Below are 18,710 nucleotides of genomic sequence, written 5' to 3'. Positions count from 1 at the left end.
ATGCGGGAATCAGGTCAGTGACTGAGGATCTTGCCGAGGAAGTCCTTGGCGCGATCGGATTTCGGTGCGGTGAAGAAGGTCTCGGGATCGGTGTCCTCGACGATGCGACCGTCGGCCATGAACAGAACGCGGTCGCCGGCCTTGCGGGCGAATCCCATCTCGTGGGTGACCACGACCATCGTCATGCCCTCTTTCGCGAGGGAGGTCATCACGTCGAGGACCTCCTGGACCATCTCGGGGTCGAGGGCGGAGGTGGGCTCGTCGAACAGCATGACCTTGGGGTTCATCGCGAGCGCGCGTGCGATCGCCACGCGCTGCTGCTGGCCGCCCGACAGCTGCGCCGGGTACTTGTCGGCCTGATTGGCGATCCCGACCCGGTCGAGCAGCTGCATCGCCGACTCGCGGACCTTGTCCTTCTTGATCCTGCGCACCTTGAGGGGGCCGAGCATGACGTTCTCGAGGATCGTCTTGTGGGCGAAGAGGTTGAACGACTGGAACACCATGCCGACGTCCGAACGAAGGCGGGCGAGTGCCTTGCCCTCCTCCGGCAGCAGGGTGCCGTCCACGTGGATCTCTCCCGAATCGATCGGTTCGAGCCGGTTGATGGTGCGGCAGAGGGTCGATTTACCCGAACCCGACGGGCCGACGACGATGACGACCTGTCCTCGCGGAATCTCGAGGTTGATGTCCTGCAGTACGTGCAGGGATCCGAAATGCTTGTTCACCCCGTTCATGGAGATCATGGACGAGCTGGTGTCCGACTTCTCGGACGGACGATCCGTTCCGGCTGCCGCTGATGTCATATCTGCAGACCCTATGCCGTCCGACGCCCGAGACTTCGCATTTCGGGACACCTTCGGTGCACGCGTCACGGGATTTTTACTGCACGAGCAGTAACGGATACCTCGACGGGGCCCGCGCGGTCGGCGCGAGGAAAGGGGACCCGCCGAGGTGAGATACCCTGAGACGTGTCACTGATCGACGAAGAAGCCCCCCGTACCGGTGCCCGGACCTACGAGGTCCGCACCTACGGCTGCCAGATGAACGTACACGACTCCGAGCGTCTGTCGGGGTTGTTGGAGGACGCCGGCTTCACCAAGGCCGCGCCCGGCGCGTCACCCGATCTGGTGGTCTTCAACACCTGCGCGGTGCGGGAGAACGCCGACAACAAGCTGTACGGCAATCTGAGTCATCTGCGTCCGGTCAAGGACGACAACCCCGGCATGCAGATCGCCGTCGGAGGCTGCCTCGCCCAGAAGGACCGCGACACGGTCGTGAAGAAGGCGCCCTGGGTCGACGTGGTCTTCGGCACGCACAACATCGGCAATCTCCCCGCACTGCTCGAACGCGCGCGGCACAACCGCCGTGCCGAGGTCGAGATCCTCGACGCCCTCGAGGCGTTCCCCTCGACGCTGCCCGCCAAGCGCGAGTCGTCGTACGCCGGATGGGTGTCGATCTCCGTCGGCTGCAACAACACGTGCACCTTCTGCATCGTGCCGTCGCTGCGCGGCAAGGAGGTCGACCGGCGCCCGGGCGACATCCTCGCCGAGGTGCAGGCGCTCGTCGACGAGGGCGTGCTCGAGGTGACACTGCTCGGCCAGAACGTCAACTCCTACGGTCGGTCCTTCGCCGATCCGGAGCAGCCCCGCGACCGGGGCGCCTTCGCGTCGCTGCTGCGCGCGTGCGGCGACATCGAGGGCCTCGAGCGGGTGCGCTTCACGTCCCCGCATCCGGCGGAGTTCACCGACGACGTCATCGACGCGATGGCGCAGACCCCCAACGTGTGCCCGCAACTGCACATGCCGCTGCAGTCCGGCAGCGACCGGATCCTGCGTGCCATGCGCCGCTCGTACCGCAAGGAACGCTTCCTGGGCATCATCGAGCGGGTCCGGGCCGCGATGCCGCACGCCGCGATCACCACCGACATCATCGTCGGCTTCCCCGGTGAGACCGAGGAGGACTTCCAGCAGACCCTCGAGGTCGTCGAGACGGCGCGTTTCACCAGCGCGTTCACCTTCCAGTACTCGAAGCGTCCCGGCACGCCCGCAGCAGACATGGAGGGTCAGGTCCCCAAGGCCGTGGTGCAGGAGCGCTACAACCGTCTGATCGCGCTGCAGGAACGCATCACCCTCGAGGAGAACCGCAAGCTCGTCGGCACCGAGGTCGAACTGCTCGTCGCGGCGGGGGAGGGCCGCAAGAACGCCGAGACCGCCCGGATGAGCGGGCGTGCCCGCGACGGCCGCCTCGTCCACTTCCGTCCCGAGGGCGCGATCGACACCGCGGTGCGTCCCGGCGACGTCATCACGATCGTCGTCAGCGACGCCGCGCCGCACCACCTCGTCGCGGACACCCCGATCCTCACGCACCGCCGTACACGTGCGGGCGACCACTTCGAACAGGGCCGGCTGCCCAAGACACCGCCGATCGGTGTCGGACTCGGACTGCCGAGCATCGGCGTCCCCGACCCGCTGCCGCCTCAGATGGGATGCAACGCATGACCACCGACAAGCCGCACGATCACCACGCGACGGGTGACGTACGCGCCGAACTCGAAGCCGCCGAACGGAAGGTGGCGAGCGACATCGACCCGGGCGCCCGGGCGATGTTCGTCGCGATCGCCGTCCTGATCCTGCTGGCGACCTTCAGCCTGCCCCACGCCGGATCCGCCAACGGGTGGGAGGTGCTGTCCTTCGCCCCGGACGCGACCACCGAGGAGATCGGTCTGCCGTCGCGGCTGTTCGTCGGCTTCGCAGTGGTCTTCGCCGGGCTGGGCTCGATTCTCGCGCTCGTCACCCGCAAGTGGGCGTTGGCGTGGGTGTCCCTGGCCGGCTCGGCGGTGACCATCGTCTTCGGCATGCTCGCGATCTGGTCGCGCCAGACCCTGCCCATCGAGTCGTCCGCCGCGGGACCGGGATTCGGTCTCGTGATCGGCTGGTTCGCCGTCATGGTGATCGTCTTCCACTGGGCCCGCGTGGTGTGGGCGCGGACCTCGGCCCAGCTCGAGGCCGAGGCCGAGTTGCGGAAGGTTGCAGCCCAGCACGAACGGCCCCGCCTGATGCGCGACGACCCCGAGGCCTGACGCCTCCGGCACGAACACGACGATCCCCCTCTCCCGGACCGGGAGAGGGGGATCGTCCGTCTCGGATGTCGCGGGGTCAGCGCTCGCCGACGGCACCTTCGGCCGCGTCGGCCCACTCGCGCCACTGCGCGGCCTGGGCGAGAGCCTTCTCGGCCTCCTTCGCCCGGCCGGCGGCGGTCGCCTTGGCGGCCTGTTCCTCGAACTGACGCACCCGCTCACGGAACTGGGCCGCACGCGCGAGGGCCTCGGGATCGGTGCGGCGCCACTCGGAATCCGCGGCCTCGCGCACCTTCTTCTCGATGGCCCGCAGACGGCCTTCGAGATCGTGCATGCGCTCGCGCGGCACCTTGCCGATCGCCTCCCACTGGTCCTGCAGCTCGCGCAGGCGCGCCCGGGCACCTTCGAGATCGGCCGACGGGTCGATCGAGGAGGCCACCTCGAGCAGGGCCTCCTTCGCGCGGGCATTCTCCTCGAACTCGGCGTCGCGCTCGGCGTTCGCGGCGTTGCGTGCGGCGAAGAAGACGTCCTGGGCGCCCTTGAACCGCTTCCACAGCTGGTCGTCGGCGTCCTTCGGTGCCCGTCCGGCCGCCTTCCACTCGGCGAGCAGGTCGCGGAAGGCTGCGGCGGTGGCACCCCAGTCGGTGGAGTTCTGCAGCTCCTCCGCCCGGGCGACGAGTTCTTCCTTGCGGCTCTTCGCCGCGGCGCGCTCGCGGTCGAGTTCGGCGAAGTGGGCTCCGCGACGCCGGTTGAACGCCTCGCGTGCCTTCGAATAGCGACGCCACAACACGTCGTCGACCTTCCGGTCGACCCCGCGGATGGTCTTCCACTCCTCGAGGATCTCGCGCAGCCGGTCGCCCGCGGCCTTCCACTGGGTGGATTCGGCGGCGATCGTCTCGGCCTCGGCCGCGAGGGCCTCCTTGCGGGCCGTGCTCTCGGCGCGCCGACGCTCCTTCTCCTGCTTGGCGAGAGCCGCGGCCTCCTCGGAGTGCTCGATGATCGCGGTGAGCCGGGCGGCGAGCGCATCGAGATCACCGATGACGGCGGCGGTCGGCAGCGACTCGGCCAGTGCCTCGGCGGCCGCGCGGGTCTTCTTCACGTCGGCGGTGCCGGAGGTCAACCGGGTCTCGAGGATCGCCACCTCGGTGGCGAGATCGTCGTAACGGCGTCCGAAGTGCGCGAGGCCCTCGGCGGCGTCGCCTGCCTGCCACGATCCGATGCACCGCTCGCCCTCGCTCGTGCGGACCCATGCGGTGCCGTCCTCGTCGACGCGTCCGAACCGACTCGGATCGCTCGCGGGCACCGCCGGGACGTGGGGGTGCGTCTGGGCCGCGACGGGATGCGGCTTCGGGGGTGCTGCGGTGGAACTGCCGTTCTCTCGGCCCGCGGGGCCGGGCGTCGCAGCATGGGCTCGGGGTGTGGCGGGACCGGGACGCGGGGTCCGCTCCTGCGTCGACTCGCCGGTTCGGTCCTGTGCGTTCGGGTCGCTCATCGATACCTCATCTCTGCCGCGCGGCACGGCTGCCTGGTCGCATGGGTCTACCGCCGGTCGATCCCGGGGCTCCGCGATCGTGTCCGCCCACTATTGAAACAGGTCGTGTCGATGCAGGGCGCCGGGTCCGGTGGACTACGGTTGCCGATGTGTTGACCGCCGCGGCGTTCGTGCCGTCCCCACCGCTGCTCGTCCCCGAGCTGACCGGTCTCGCCGCCTCCGAGACCGACGATCTGCGCGAGGCGGTTCTCGAGGTCGGTCGCAGCCTGTCCGGTGCCGCGGAATGGGTGGTCGTGGGAGCCGAGACGGCCGAGCAGACCGTTCACCCCACCGCGCGCGGGACCTTCCTCGGCTTCGGTGTCGACGTCACGGTCCAGCTCGGTCCCGAAGCCGCCGGCGAACCCGATCCCGCGCTCGCGTTGACCGCTCTGGTGGCCGGCTGGATCCGCGACCGCACGGCACCCGGCACCCGCGTGACGACCCACGTGGTGGCCGCCGACGCCGACGCCGCCCACTGCGCCGATCTCGGCCGCGACCTGCGTGCGGAGCTCGACCGCGACGATCGGCCGCGAGCGCTGCTCGTCGTCGCGGACGGAGCGACGACCCTCACGGCCAAGGCGCCCGGCGCCTACGATCCGCGTTCGGAGGAGGTCGAGGCGGCCCTGGCCGCGGCGCTCGGCGCCGGCGATCCGGAGGCGCTCGCGGCACTCGACCCCGAGCTGTGTTCGGACATCAAGCTGACCGGACGCGCCGCCTGGCACGTCCTGGCGGCCACCCTCGGCGCGCGCCCGCGTTCGGCGTCCGTCACCTACTCCGCCGCGCCCTACGGCGTGGGCTACCACGTGGGGATCTGGACACCGTGAGCGCAGGCAGCACCGGCCCCGCCGACACGCTCGTACCGATCGCGGTGGTGGGCCCCACCGCCACGGGCAAGTCCGATCTCGGACTGGACCTCGCCGAAGCGCTCGGCGGCGAAATCGTCAACATCGACGCGATGCAGCAGTACCGCGGGATGGACATCGGGACGGCCAAGCTGGCACCGGACGAGCGTCGCGGAATCCCGCACCATCAACTCGACGTCCTCGACGTCACCGAGACCGCGACGGTCGCCCGCTACCAGCAGGCCGCGATCGCCGACGTCGAGGCGATCCTCGGCCGTGGTCGCCTCCCGATCGTCGTCGGCGGATCGATGATGTACGTGCAGGCACTGCTCGACGAATGGCAGTTCCCGGCGACGGATCCGCAGGTCCGTGCCAAGTGGGAGGCGGTGCTCGAGACCGAGGGGCTCGCCGCGGTCCACCGGGCCCTGCAGAGCGCCGATCCCGCCGCCGCGGCGACGATCCTGCCCACCGACGGCCGCCGCATGGTCCGCGCGCTCGAGGTCGTCGAGCTGACCGGGCAACCGTTCGCGGCGTCGCAGCCGACGATCGGTGAGCCCCGCTGGGGCACCGTGATCCTGGGCGTCGACCGCGACACCGCCGAACTCGACGACCGCATCGCGCGGCGCACCGACCTGATGTTCGAACGCGGCCTCGTCGACGAGGTGCACGGACTCCTCGAAGTCGGCCTGCGCGAGGGCGTCACTGCACGTCGCGCGATCGGCTACGCACAGGTGCTCGCGTACATCGACGGGGAGTACGACCTCGACCACGCACGCGAGCGGACGTTCATCGGGACCCGGCGCTACGTGCGACGGCAACGCTCGTGGTTCCGCCGCGACCCGCGCATCCACTGGCTGGACGGCGCCGACCCCCACCTGCTCGACGTCGCGTTGCGGGCCGTCCGGGACGCACGCACATCACCGGCCTCACCAGCCCGATAAGGTAGCGCGCATGGAGTTCAGCAAAGGGCACGGAACCGAGAACGACTTCGTGATCCTTCAGGATCCCGACGCCCGCCTGGACCTCGACGCAGGCCGGATCGCCGCCCTGTGCGACCGGCGTCGCGGGCTCGGCGCCGACGGTGTGCTCCGCGTGGCCCGGGCCGGGGCATTGGTGTCGGCGGGCGTGCTCGGAGAACTGCCCGAGGGCACCGACGCCGACGACTGGTTCATGGACTACCGCAACGGCGACGGATCCATCGCCGAGATGTGCGGCAACGGTGTGCGGGTGTTCGCGCACTATCTGACCGCGCACGGGCTCGAGGACCGCCGCGAGTTCGTCGTCGGCAGCCGGGCGGGAGGCAAGCCCGTCACCGTGCACGAGACCGGACCGGTCCTCGGCGAGGTGACCGTGGACATGGGGACGGTGCGCACCCTCGGCGAGTCGGCGGCGACCATCGACGGGCGGGTCTATCCGGGCATCGGCATCGACGTCGGCAACCCGCACCTCGCGTGTGTGGACCCGCACCTGAACGACACGAGCCTTGCCGGTCTCGACCTCACCTCGCCCGGCTTCGACCCGGGCTTCTTCCCGCACGGGGTCAACATCGAGTTCCTGACCCCGATCGCGGCCGGGACGGTCCACATGCGCGTCCACGAACGCGGCGTGGGGGAGACCCGCTCGTGCGGAACCGGCACGGTGGCCGCGGCTGCTGCGGCCCTGCGCTTCGACGGCGCATCCGAGGGCGCGGTGCGGGTGCGGATCCCCGGCGGCTCGGTCGAGGTGCGCATCGAGGACGGTCGCGCCTGGTTGCGCGGGCCGTCTGTGCTGGTCGCGACGGGTGAACTCGACGACACCTGGTGGTCGGCGCCGATCTGATCGGCGCCGCTCGGCCCGGCCGGCGCGCACTCGGGTACCCCCCGCGCGGATGCGGCAGAAAAACTCGAATGCACCGATTCGGGCTTCGTGACACCATGGAGGTGTATGACGAACACACAGCGCATGCATCGCGCAACCACAGATGACAGCACTCCGACCGCGTACGACGCATCCGGAGGCTGGACCGCCGAGGATCCGTCCGTCGGCGAGATGCAACTCGAAGACCGTAGCGCGTTGCGGCGTGTGGCCGGTCTGTCCACCGAACTCGAGGACATCACCGAGGTCGAATACCGCCAGCTCCGACTCGAGCGTGTCGTGCTCGTCGGTGTCTGGACGGGCGGAACGGCCGCCCAGGCGGAAGCGAGCCTGGCCGAGCTGGCCGCGCTCGCCGAGACCGCGGGCTCCGAGGTCCTCGAAGGCCTGGTCCAGCGTCGCGACCGGCCCGATGCCTCCACCTACATCGGCTCCGGCAAGGCCGACGAACTCCGGGAGATCGTCCTGTCCACCGGCGCCGACACCGTGATCTGCGACGGCGAACTCACCCCCGCCCAGCTCACCGCGCTGGAGAAGGTCGTCAAGGTCAAGGTCATCGACCGGACCGCGCTGATCCTCGACATCTTCGCCCAGCACGCCACCTCGCGAGAGGGCAAGGCACAGGTCTCCCTCGCGCAAATGGAGTACATGCTCCCGCGTCTGCGCGGCTGGGGCGAATCGATGTCGCGGCAGGCCGGTGGCCGTGCCGGCAGCAACGGCGGTGTGGGCCTGCGCGGTCCCGGTGAGACGAAGATCGAGACCGACCGTCGCCGGATCCGTGAGCGGATGGCCAAGCTCCGTCGCGAGATCAAGGCGATGAAGGCCGCGCGCGACACCAAGCGCACCCGGCGTCTGCGCAACAAGATCCCGTCCGTCGCGATCGTGGGATACACCAACGCCGGTAAGTCGAGCCTGCTCAACAAGCTCACCGGCTCCGGCGTCCTGGTGCAGAACGCACTGTTCGCGACCCTCGACCCGACGACCCGCCGGTCGGCGCTGCCCGACGGCCGCGAGTACGTGCTCACCGACACCGTCGGTTTCGTCCGGCACCTCCCGACCCAGCTGGTCGAGGCGTTCCGGTCGACCCTCGAGGAGGTCGCCGACGCCGATGTGCTGCTCCACGTCGTCGACGGCTCCGACCCGATGCCCACCGAGCAGATCAAGGCGGTGCGCGAGGTCGTCACCGAGGTGCTCCGCGAATCGGACGCACCGCCGCCGCCGGAACTGATCGTCGTCAACAAGATCGATGCCGCCGACCCGGTCACCCTGACGCAGTTGCGCAGCGCGATCCCCGGCGCGGTGTTCGTCTCCGCGCACACCGGCGAGGGCGTCGAGGAGTTGCAGACCCAGCTCGCGGGTCTGCTCAAGGATCCCGACGTCGAGGTGAAGCTGCTCCTGCCGTACACCCGCGGTGATCTGCTCGCGCGCATCCATTCGGACGGTCAGATCCTGTCGTCCGAGCACGAGGTGGACGGCACGCGGGTGCACGCGAAGGTGCCGGCAGCGCTGGCGTCGGCATTGGTAGACTTCGCGGCCTGATGCGGGTCGTGCGCCGGGCGGCGCTGCTCGCTGCCGTCGCGGCGTTCGTGCCGGTCTCGCACGCAGGCGCGCAGGACGCCGGGATTCCGGTCGCGGATCTGCCGACCGAGATGCTGTGTACCCCCGACGATCCCGTGCTCGCCGAATTATCCGGCCTCGCGACGATCGGCGACCGGCTGTTTGCGACGCCCGATGCCGGGGAGGACGAACGCATCGTCGAACTCGACGGCGATTGCTCGGTGCTGCAACGCGTTCCGTCGCCCGTCGATCCCTACGACGTCGAGGATCTCGCCGCGGGGCCCGACGGCCGGTTGTGGCTCGGGGATCTCGGCGACAACTCCCGTGTCCGCGAGACGATCGCGCTCATCTCCCTCGACCCCGACACCGGGCAGGGAGATCTGCACCGGCTGACCTATCCCGACGGTCCCCGCGACGCCGAGACCGTGCTCGTCTCCTCGACGGGCGAACCTGTGATCGTGACGAAGGCGCTGTTCGGCTCGAGCAATGTCTACCGGCCCGCACGCGGACTCACGATCGACGGCCTCCCCGTCCCGGGACCTGCCCCCCTCGAGAAGGTCGGGTCGCTGGCACTCGGACCGTCGGACACCCCCGGCGGTCCCATTCCCGGTGCGTCCTCCTCGATGATCACCGGCGGTGCGGTCAGCGCCGACGGGACGGTCGCGGCGGTCCGCACCTACACCGACGTCTACCTGTTCCACGTCCCCGACGGCGATCTCGCGTCGGCTCTGGTCGCCGGTCCGCGCTTCCGCGTCCCGGTCCCGGACGAACCGCAGGGCGAAGCGGTCGCCTTCACCGCCGACGGTGACCTGGTCACCGCGTCCGAGCGCGGCGCGGCAGGCACGGAGAATCCACCGATCCATATCCGTCGCGGTGCGACCGATCTCTTCGCACCCGCGGACGACGATGCCGCGGACGAGATGTCGTCCGCGGCACTGCCGGTCGTCGGTGCGGGCGTGGCCGCCGGGGTCATCGCCCTCGGGGTCCTCGGACTCGTCGTCCGGCGCCGCGCCCGCGGCTGAGATCAGATGCCGCGATCGCGGCCGAGGTCAAGCGTCGAGGTCTGCGGCGACCAGCTCCGCGACCTGCGCGAGGACCGCGTCGTCATCGCACGAGATCGTGACCTGCGTGCCCTTTTCTGCGCCGAGCGTCATGATCATCAGGGCCGAACCGGCGTCGACGGGCTCGCCGCCGTCGACCGCGAGGGTCACGGGGACACCGGCCGCGACCACGGCCTCGGCGATGATCCCTGCAGGACGGGCGTGCAGGCCGATGGACGAACCGACGGCAACCGTGGTGCTGGGCATGTGAATCTCCTTCGTGGTGGGGAAGTGCAGGAAGTCGGGTAGATCAGGAGCGTGCCGCTGTGATCAGGGGCGTGCCGCTGTGATCAGGGGCGTGCCGCTGTGATCAGGAGCGTGCCGCTACGGGCTGGGGGTTCGCCTCGTCGGCGGCGACCCGGGCGGGACGCGTGATCGACTTGGCGATACTGACCGCGAGTGCGGCGACCACCGTGCCGGCCGCCAGTGCGATCAGGAACCACACGACGCGGTCCATCGCGAACAGCACGAACAATCCGCCGTGGGGAGCGGTGAGCGTGACACCCGTCGCCATGACGATGCCGCCGGTCACGGCGCCGCCGAGCATCATCGACGGGATGACCCGGAACGGGTCGGCCGCCGCGAACGGGATGGCGCCCTCCGAGATGAACGATGCACCGAGCAGCCAGGCGGCCTTGCCGTTCTCGCGTTCGGCCGTGCTGTAGAGACGCGGACGCACCAGCGACGACAGCGCCATGGCGAGCGGCGGAACCATACCGGCGGCCATGACCGCCGCCATGATCTCGAGCGAACCGGTGTTGGCGACGTCGAGACCCGCGACTGCGAAGGCGTAGGCGGCCTTGTTGACCGGTCCGCCGAGGTCGAAGCACATCATCAGGCCGAGGATCGCACCGAGCAGCACCGCGGAACCACCGGACAGACCGTTGAGCCAGTCGGTGAGACCGGTCGTGATCGCGGCGAGCGGGCGACCGAGCAGCAGGAACATGAGCCCACCGACGATCAGACTCGCGAGCAGCGGGATGATCACCACGGGCATCAGGCCACGAGCCCAGGTGGGCAGCGGGATACGGCCGACCCACAGGGCCGCGAAGCCGGCGATGATGCCGCCGACCAGACCGCCGATGAAACCGGCGCCGACGAAGACGGCCACCGCACCGGCGGTGAAGCCCGGAGCCAGACCCGGACGGTCCGCGATCGCGAAGGCGATGTACCCGGCCAGTGCCGGGACGAGGAACGAGAACGCCAACGAGCCGATCTGGTACAGCACCGCACCGAGATAGGTGCCGAGCCCACCCTCGGGCAGGTTGGTGAGCGTGTTGTCGAGGACGATGTCGGCGGCCGAGTCGGTGATGTCGGGACCGGCGAGCAGGAAGCCCAGAGCGATGAGCAGACCACCGGCCGCGACGAACGGGATCATGTAGCTCACACCGGTGAGCAGGATCTGCCGCAGCCGGGTACCCCAACCGAGGTCGCTGCCGCTCTCCGACTCACCCGCCGGGGCGCCCGCGGTGCCCTCGACGGTGCGTGCGGACGGATCGGTGGCGGCCCGCAGGGCCTCGTCGACCATGGTGTCCGGTTCGTTGATCGCGCGCTTGACGCCCGATGCGATCACGGGCTTCCCGGCGAACCGTTCGCGGCCCTTGACGCCCACGTCGGTGGCGAAGATGACGGCGTCGGCGCCGGCGATCACGTCGGCGGGCAGGGGAGTGCTGCCGCTCGATCCCTGCGTCTCCACCCGGACCGTCACGCCCGCGCGTTCACCGGCGGCTGCCAGCGCGTCGGCGGCCATGTAGGTGTGCGCGATACCGGTCGGGCACGCGGTGACCGCGACGATCGTGCGGCCTCCGGGCTGTTCCGCGCTCTGCGGAGGCGCGACCGCCGGCTTCGCGGAGGCTGTCGGTGACGGCTGTTCCGGCGCTGCGGTCGAGCCGGCAGGAGCGCTGCTCGACGACTCCGGTCGGGGCGGGAGGACGTCCTCGACCAGCGCGATGACCTCGTCCGCGGACGCGGCCGCGCGCAGCGACGCGACGAAGTCCGGGCGCACGAGTGCACGAGCGAGAGCGGTGAGCAGCTTCATGTGGTCGCCGCCCGCACCTTCGGGCGCGGCAATGAGGAAGACGAGGTCGGCGGGTCCGTCGGGCGCACCGAAGTCGGCCTTCGGGGACAGCCGGGCGAAACCGAGCGACGGCGTGGTCACCGCTTCGCTGCGTGCGTGCGGGATCGCGATCCCGCCGGGAAGGCCGGTGGCGGACTTGGCCTCCCGTTCGAGAACGGCCGCGGTGAGTGCGTCGGCGTCGGACGCGCGACCGTTCGCTGCGAGACGCTCGGCGAGCGCGGCGATGACGGAGTTCTTGTCGGATCCCAGGTCGACATCGAGCGAGACGAGTTCCGTGCCGATGATCGAGGAACCGCCTGCGGAGCCGGAGGTGGTGTCGGACATGACGTTCCTTAGGAGTGGGAGGGGAGCGGTCGGGGTCGGCGGTGGACGTCGGTGACGTGCACTCGGGATGGATCGACGGAATCGGGTGTGGGCAGGGCTGTTCCGGGGAGCGTGACGGCTGCGGTCCCGTACGCCACGGCGAGGCGCAGGCACTCGTCGGGGGTGTGACCGGCCTGCTCGGCGAGCAGATATCCGGCGAGCGACGAGTCGCCCGCGCCGACCGTGCTGCGGACCGTGACGTCGTCGGCGGTGGCCCGCCACGCGCCGGTGGCGGTGACCAGCACCGCGCCCGCACCGCCGAGGGTCGCGAGTACCGCGCCGACCCCGCGTTCCACCAGCACCCGTCCCGCGTCGACCACGGCGCCGACGTCTCCTGCGGCGGCGCCGGATTCGAGTTCGTGGGCGTCCGCGCCGGTGAGCTGGGCCAGTTCGTCGGCGTTCGGCTTGATCACGTCCGGGGCCGCCGCGGGGAACCGCTCGGCGAGGGCGAGCAGTGGCCGCTCGGAGGTGTCGACCGCGATGCGGCATCCGAGACCGCGCAGGGCACCCACGAGATCGGCATACCACGACTCGGGCACACCGGGAGGAAGAGAACCGGACAGGACGGTCCACGCGGCTCCCTGCGCGCATTCCAGCAGGACTGCGTGCAACTCGCCGAGTGTGCGTCCGGTGCAGGGGGTTCCGGGTTCGTTGAGCTTGGTCGTGGTGCCGTCGGGTTCGGCGACGGTGATGTTGTTGCGCGTCGGCCCGGAGGTGGGCACGGCCCGATGGGCGATGCCCTGCTCGTCCAGCGCGGCGAGCAGAGGATCGCCGGCGTTGGCCGGGAGAACGGCGACGACCTCGGTCGTCGCGGCGTGCAGCACACGGGCGACGTTGATCCCCTTGCCGCCCGGATCGACGGTGGATCGCTCGGTGCGATGCACCCTCCCGCGCTCGAGTGGGCCCGTCAGCCCGACCGTGCGATCGAGACTGGGGTTGGCCGTGAGCGTGACGATCATGTCGTCACCACCTCGATTCCGTGTTCGATGAGTTGCCGACGGTCGGTGTCGTCGAGATCGGTGTCGGTGACCAGGACGTCGATCGGTTCGAGCGACGCGAAGCTCAGCAGATTGCGCCGACCGACCTTCGACGAATCGGCGACCACGACGACCCGGTCGGCGGTGCGCACCATCGCGCGCTTGACCGCGGCCTCGTCGGCGTCGGGGGTGGACAGGCCGTGGTCGATGCTCAGCGCGTTGGTGCCGATGAACGCCACGTCGACGTGCACCGTCGACAAGGTGGCGAGGGCCTCGGCACCCACCGCGGCCTGCGTGACACCGCGGACGCGACCGCCGAGCAGGTGCAGTTGCACGGTGCTCATCGCGGCGAGGCGCGCGGCGATCGGCACCGAGTTGGTGACGACGGTGAGGTCGACGTCGGGCGGCAGCGCTCCGACGATCCTGCCGGTCGTGGTGCCGGCGTCGAAGAGCACGCTTCCGCCGGACGGCGGGAGGAAGGACGTCGCGGCGGCGGCGATGCGGTCCTTGTGTTCGGCGCGGGTGTGTTCGCGCTCGGAGAGGGCAGGCTCGGCCACCGAGAGCGAGGCGGCCGGGATCGCGCCGCCGTGGACCCGCCGCACGAGGCCCAGGCGTTCGAGGTGTGCGAGGTCGCGGCGCACGGTCTCGGTGGTGACGCCGTACCGGTCGGCGAGCACTGCGACCGACACGCGGCCACGTGCCGCCACCAGCGCTGCGATCGCCTGCTGCCGTTCCTCTGCGTACACCGACACTCCTGGGGGTACCCGACTTGTGGGGAAACAATGTTGGTTTATGTTGTTTTACGCCCGTCTGTGTTGACATGTCAAGGCTTCCGAGTAATCTGAGTCACAACGAACTACTGCGGTGAGGAGATCTCCATGGAGCAGTCGGCGTCCGTCCTGCACGGCACCCCCGTCGTCCCCGGTATCGGATACGGGCCGGTCATCCGTCCCGTCGCGCGTCCTGTGGTCCCGGCGCAGGGCGCCTCGATCCCCGACACGGCGCGCGAGGCCGAGGTGGGCCGGTTCGAGGACGCCGCGAAGGTCGTGGCCGAGCGGCTGCGGGCCCGCGCCTCGCGTGCATCGGGTGCCGCGGCAGAAGTGCTCCAAGCCACCGCTGTGCTGGTCGAGGACCGCGCCTGGCGCGGGGCGGCCGCGACGAAGATCCGGTCCGGATCCGACGCGGTCGGCGCCACCGTCGCCGCCACCGACCAGTTCGCGGCCCTGTTCGAGAAGATGGGCGGGCTGCAGGCCGAGCGGGTCACCGACCTGCTCGACATCCGCGACCGCGTGATCGCCGAACTGCAGGGCGCCCCCGAACCCGGTCTCGAGATGCCCGATTCGCCGTCCGTGCTCCTCGCGGCCGATCTCGCACCCGCCGACACCGCCGGACTCGACCCGTCCGTCGTCGTCGCGCTGGCCACCTCCCTCGGAGGACCCACGAGCCACACCGCGATCATCGCGCGCCAGCTCGGCATCCCGTGCGTCGTCGCGGTGGCCGGTCTCGACGATGTCCCGGCCGGCACCGAGGTGCTGGTCGACGGCGCGACGGGCCGGATCGTGCTCTCCCCGGACGGCGCCGAGGCCGCAGCCGAGGTCGAACGCGACCGCGTCGAGCGCGAGCGGGTGGCTGGCTGGTCCGGCCCCGGCGCCACCGCCGACGGTCACCCGGTCGAGATCCTCGCCAACGTGCAGGACGGAGCCGGTGCCGTCGCGGCGCGCCGGACGCCGGCGCAGGGCGTCGGACTGTTCCGCACCGAGCTGTGCTTCCTCGACCGCGACACCGAACCGACGGTGGACGAGCAGGCCGACATCTATGCGAAGGTCTTCGAGGCGTTCGAAGGAAATAAGGTCGTCCTGCGGACCCTCGACGCCGGATCCGACAAGCCCCTCCGGTTCGCCAACCACCCCGACGAGCACAATCCCGCCCTCGGCGTCCGCGGTATCCGCATCACGACCACGGCGCCGGGAGTCCTCGATCGTCAGCTCGACGCGGTGGCCGTGGCGGCCTCGCGCACCGGCGCCATGCCGTGGGTCATGGCGCCGATGGTGGCGACCGTTTCGGAGGCCGCCGATTTCGCCGCGCGCGTGCGCGAGCGCGGACTGTCACCGGGCGTCATGATCGAGGTTCCGTCCGCAGCCCTGCTCGCCGACCGGCTGCTCGAACACCTGGACTTCCTGTCGATCGGCACCAACGACCTCGCCCAGTACACGATGGCGGCCGACCGGATGTCGCCGCAGCTGGCCGCACTCACCGACCCGTGGCAGCCCGCGGTGCTCGCGCTGGTGGCCCGCGCGGCACAGGCCGGGGCGGCCGCGGGCAAGCCGGTGGGGGTGTGTGGCGAGGCGGCGGCCGACCCGCTCCTCGCCTGCGTCCTGACCGGAATGGGCGTGACGTCCCTGTCGTGCGCCGCGTCGGCGGTGACGGGCGTCGGGGCCAGGCTCTCCTCGGTCCCGATGGACCGTTGCCGTGAGGCGGCCGAGGCGGTCCTCGCGAGCGACGACCCCGTCGCGGCACGTGCCGCGGCAGCGAAACTGCTGGACTGAGCGGCGCGGCCGGGACGGCCTGTTCTACGCGGCCGGGACGGCCTGTTCTACGCGGCCGGGACGGCCTGTTCTACGCGGCCGGGACGGCCTGTTCTACGCGGCCGGGACGGCCTGTTCTACGCCGATGAGGCTGCCGGTTCTACGATGACCTGTCGTGACCGAACGAGCGAACACGACCGGACGCACGACCACACGCCGCGGCTGGACCCTGCACGGCGACGGGCGTCGTATCAATCCCGGTGCGGTGGTCGCACCGCACGAGCGACTGTCGTGGCCGCGCACCATCGGCATCGGGATGCAGCACGTCATCGCGATGTTCGGCGCCACCCTGCTCGTGCCGACGATCACGGGCTTCCCCGTCACGACCACGCTGCTGTTCTCCGGAATCGGCACCGCGCTGTTCCTGATCATCACGCGCGGCCGGGTGCCCAGCTATCTCGGCTCGTCGTTCGCGTTCATCGCGCCGCTCAGCGCTTCGGCCGGTTCCGGTCCGGCAGCGCAGCTCGGCGGGATCGTCGCCGTCGGCATCGTGCTGGTGCTCATCGGTCTCGTGGTCAAGGCGGCAGGTTCGCGCATCATCGACGCGGTCATGCCGCCGGTGGTCACCGGGGCGATCGTCGCCCTCATCGGCCTCAACCTCGCGCCGACCGCCACCGGATCGTTCGAAGCCCAACCGCTCGTCGCCACCATCACGCTCGTGGTCACGCTGCTCGTGACGGTGGCCGGCCCGGGCATGCTCGGCCGCCTCGGCATCCTCGTCGGTGTGATCGTCGGATGGATCTTTGCGGCGTTCACCGGCGCGATCGCGTCCGAACGCATCGACGCCATGCGCGACGCGGCCTGGTTCGGCCTGCCCGATCTGCACGGCCCCACCTTCGAACTGTCGGTCGTGCTGCTGGCGCTGCCCGTCGTCGTCGTGCTGGTCGCGGAGAACGTCGGCCACGTCAAGGCGGTCGCCGCGATGACCGGTCGGAACCTCGACGACATGGCCGGCAATGCGCTCATCGCCGACGGCCTTGCGACCACCCTCGCCGGTGCGGGCGGCGGTTCGGGCACGACCACCTACGCCGAGAACATCGGCGTCATGGCGGCCACGCGCGTGTACTCGACCGCTGCATACGCCGTTGCGGCGGTCACCGCCGTCGTGCTGGCCTTCTCGCCGAAGTTCGGTGCGCTGGTGTTCACCGTGCCCGACGGTGTCCTCGGCGGCGCGACCCTCGTGCTCTACGGCCTGATCGGTATCCTCGGTGTCCGCATCTGGACGGAGGCGAAGGTCGACTTCACGGATCCGGTCAACCTCACGGTCGCGGCCGCGGCGCTCGTCGCCGGCATCGGCGACCTGACCCTGTCGATCGGCTCGGTCGAACTCGGCGGTATCGCCTGGGGTTCGATCGGCATCCTCGTCGCGTACCCGCTGCTGCGCAGACTCGCGGATCTGCGCCGCTGACCGGAACCCGGCGCATCGGCCGACACCGACACGCGCCCGCGGGTCGTTCGATACCGACGCGTACCCGCCGGGGTCGTCCGGGTCACAAAATGCGCTCGGTTGTGTCAGCGTCACCGGGCCCTCGTCTGCATACCGTGAGTATGTCGAACGACGTCTCACACAGGAGCGCAGATGGAACGCACCCTTTTCGAGCCCGAGCACGACCTCTTCCGGGAGTCGTACCGGAAGTTCCTCGAACAGGAGGTGGCCCCCTTCCACGAGCAGTGGGAGAAGGACAAGATCGTCGACCGTGAGGTGTGGAAGAAGGCCGGCGCGCAGGGCTTCCTCGGCATGGCGGTGCCGGAGGAGTACGGCGGCGGTGGCATGGACGACTTCCGCTACAACGCCATCATGGCCGAGGAGACCACCAAGCTGGGCTTCAGCGGTCTGGGCTTCATGCTGCACAACGATGTCGTCGCTCCCTACCTGCTCGAGCTCGCCGACGAGGAGCAGAAGAAGCGTTGGCTCCCGGGCTTCTGTTCGGGTGAGCTGATCACGGCCATCGCGATGACCGAGCCGGGCACCGGCAGCGACCTGCAGGGCATCAAGACCCGCGCGGTGCGCGACGGTGACGACTGGGTCCTCAACGGCGCCAAGACGTTCATCACCAACGGCATCCACTCGGATCTGGTGATCGTCGTCGCATGCACCGACCCGGAGAAGGGCGCCCAGGGCTTCTCGCTGCTCGTCGTCGAGCGCGGCATGCCGGGTTTCGAGCGGGGACGCAACCTCGACAAGATCGGCCTCGACGCGCAGGACACGGCGGAGCTCAGCTTCAACGACGTTCGCGTCCCGGCGGCCAACCTCCTCGGCCAGGAGGGCATGGGCTTCATCTACCTGATGCAGAACCTGCCGCAGGAACGTCTCGCGATCGCCGTCGTCGCCGCTGCTGCGATGGAGCGCGTGCTCGACGACACGATCCAGTACTGCCGCGACCGCAAGGCGTTCGGCAAGCCGATCGGCAAGTTCCAGAACACCCGCTTCGAGCTCGCCGAGCTCGCCACCGAGACCCAGCTGGCCCGGGTGTTCGTGGACCGGTGCATCGAGCTGCTCAACGAGAAGAAGCTCACCGTCCAGGAGGCCGCGATGGCCAAGTACTGGACCACCGACAAGCAGGTCGAGCTGATCGACCGCTGCCTGCAGCTGCACGGCGGCTACGGTTACATGCGCGAGTACCCGGTCGCCAAGGCGTACCTCGATGCCCGCGTCCAGAAGATCTACGGCGGCACGAACGAGATCATGAAGGAAGTCATCGGGCGCGGCCTCAACGTCTGAGGCACGTACGAGAAAGGCCGGGGTGGCTC

General features: G+C 70.1%; 16 protein-coding genes. 10 read left to right on the top strand and 6 right to left on the bottom strand.

Features of this window, described 5'->3' with window-relative positions; translation table 11 throughout:
- Positions 1-14 precede the first annotated feature (14 nt).
- Positions 15-743 carry an amino acid ABC transporter ATP-binding protein gene (locus tag ACLBYD_RS07160; RefSeq protein WP_006551298.1) on the bottom strand — a complete coding sequence of 243 codons (729 nt, stop codon included), beginning with the start codon at positions 741-743 and terminating at the stop codon, positions 15-17.
- Positions 744-968: 225 nt separating this feature from the next.
- Between ACLBYD_RS07160 and miaB the strand changes: the two genes are divergently transcribed.
- Positions 969-2,498, top strand: coding sequence for a tRNA (N6-isopentenyl adenosine(37)-C2)-methylthiotransferase MiaB (gene miaB / locus ACLBYD_RS07155; protein WP_447815906.1), 1,530 nt, complete (start codon positions 969-971; stop codon positions 2,496-2,498).
- Positions 2,486-3,079 (top strand): Rv2732c family membrane protein, encoded by a 594-nt coding sequence (locus ACLBYD_RS07150; protein WP_447815905.1) that lies wholly within the window; start codon positions 2,486-2,488, stop codon positions 3,077-3,079. The genes miaB and ACLBYD_RS07150 overlap by 13 nt, the downstream gene beginning before the upstream one ends.
- A gap of 76 nt (positions 3,080-3,155) precedes the next feature.
- Here ACLBYD_RS07150 and ACLBYD_RS07145 read toward each other — a convergent pair whose 3' ends face one another.
- Complete coding sequence (locus ACLBYD_RS07145; RefSeq protein ID WP_447815904.1) at positions 3,156-4,568, bottom strand: DUF349 domain-containing protein; 1,413 nt, start codon at positions 4,566-4,568, stop codon at positions 3,156-3,158.
- Positions 4,569-4,717: 149 nt separating this feature from the next.
- Here ACLBYD_RS07145 and ACLBYD_RS07140 point away from each other — a divergent pair, with 149 nt between their 5' ends.
- The 5 genes from ACLBYD_RS07140 to ACLBYD_RS07120 all read left to right on the top strand — a co-directional run bounded on the left by ACLBYD_RS07140 (position 4,718) and on the right by ACLBYD_RS07120 (position 9,879).
- Complete coding sequence (locus ACLBYD_RS07140) at positions 4,718-5,431, top strand: hypothetical protein (RefSeq protein ID WP_447815903.1); 714 nt, start codon at positions 4,718-4,720, stop codon at positions 5,429-5,431.
- Entirely contained in the window at positions 5,428-6,390 is a 963-nt protein-coding gene (miaA, locus tag ACLBYD_RS07135) for a tRNA (adenosine(37)-N6)-dimethylallyltransferase MiaA (RefSeq protein WP_447815902.1), read from the top strand. Before ACLBYD_RS07140 ends, miaA begins: the two co-directional genes overlap by 4 nt.
- A 10-nt stretch (positions 6,391-6,400) precedes the next feature.
- Complete coding sequence (gene dapF, locus ACLBYD_RS07130) at positions 6,401-7,267, top strand: diaminopimelate epimerase (protein ID WP_447815901.1); 867 nt, start codon at positions 6,401-6,403, stop codon at positions 7,265-7,267.
- 105 nt (positions 7,268-7,372) lie between these two features.
- Positions 7,373-8,839, top strand: coding sequence for a GTPase HflX (hflX, locus tag ACLBYD_RS07125; RefSeq protein ID WP_447815900.1), 1,467 nt, complete (start codon positions 7,373-7,375; stop codon positions 8,837-8,839).
- Positions 8,839-9,879 (top strand): hypothetical protein, encoded by a 1,041-nt coding sequence (locus ACLBYD_RS07120; protein WP_447815899.1) that lies wholly within the window; start codon positions 8,839-8,841, stop codon positions 9,877-9,879. Before hflX ends, ACLBYD_RS07120 begins: the two co-directional genes overlap by 1 nt.
- Positions 9,880-9,906: 27 nt before the next feature.
- Here ACLBYD_RS07120 and ACLBYD_RS07115 read toward each other — a convergent pair whose 3' ends face one another.
- From ACLBYD_RS07115 to ACLBYD_RS07100, 4 genes are all read right to left on the bottom strand, one after another.
- Positions 9,907-10,164, bottom strand: a complete 258-nt coding sequence (locus tag ACLBYD_RS07115; RefSeq protein WP_006551308.1) for an HPr family phosphocarrier protein — start codon at positions 10,162-10,164, stop codon at positions 9,907-9,909.
- 103 nt (positions 10,165-10,267) lie between these two features.
- A complete protein-coding gene (locus ACLBYD_RS07110; RefSeq protein ID WP_447815898.1) occupies positions 10,268-12,358 on the bottom strand; it encodes a PTS fructose transporter subunit IIABC in 2,091 nt (696 codons plus the stop codon).
- An 8-nt stretch (positions 12,359-12,366) separates the two neighbouring features.
- Positions 12,367-13,356, bottom strand: a complete 990-nt coding sequence (gene pfkB / locus ACLBYD_RS07105; protein ID WP_447815897.1) for a 1-phosphofructokinase — start codon at positions 13,354-13,356, stop codon at positions 12,367-12,369.
- Positions 13,353-14,120, bottom strand: a complete 768-nt coding sequence (locus tag ACLBYD_RS07100; RefSeq protein WP_447815896.1) for a DeoR/GlpR family DNA-binding transcription regulator — start codon at positions 14,118-14,120, stop codon at positions 13,353-13,355. Before ACLBYD_RS07100 ends, pfkB begins: the two co-directional genes overlap by 4 nt.
- Before the next feature lie 132 nt (positions 14,121-14,252).
- Here ACLBYD_RS07100 and ptsP point away from each other — a divergent pair, with 132 nt between their 5' ends.
- The 3 genes from ptsP to ACLBYD_RS07085 all read left to right on the top strand — a co-directional run bounded on the left by ptsP (position 14,253) and on the right by ACLBYD_RS07085 (position 18,681).
- Entirely contained in the window at positions 14,253-15,920 is a 1,668-nt protein-coding gene (ptsP, locus tag ACLBYD_RS07095; protein ID WP_447815895.1) for a phosphoenolpyruvate--protein phosphotransferase, read from the top strand.
- A gap of 154 nt (positions 15,921-16,074) precedes the next feature.
- Entirely contained in the window at positions 16,075-17,367 is a 1,293-nt protein-coding gene (locus ACLBYD_RS07090) for a uracil-xanthine permease family protein (protein ID WP_447815894.1), read from the top strand.
- A gap of 171 nt (positions 17,368-17,538) precedes the next feature.
- Positions 17,539-18,681, top strand: a complete 1,143-nt coding sequence (locus tag ACLBYD_RS07085; RefSeq protein WP_060650925.1) for an acyl-CoA dehydrogenase family protein — start codon at positions 17,539-17,541, stop codon at positions 18,679-18,681.
- Positions 18,682-18,710 lie beyond the last annotated feature (29 nt).

This window comes from Rhodococcus sp. C26F (genome assembly GCF_053345925.1).
This window is presented reverse-complemented; position numbering and strand designations above follow the sequence as displayed.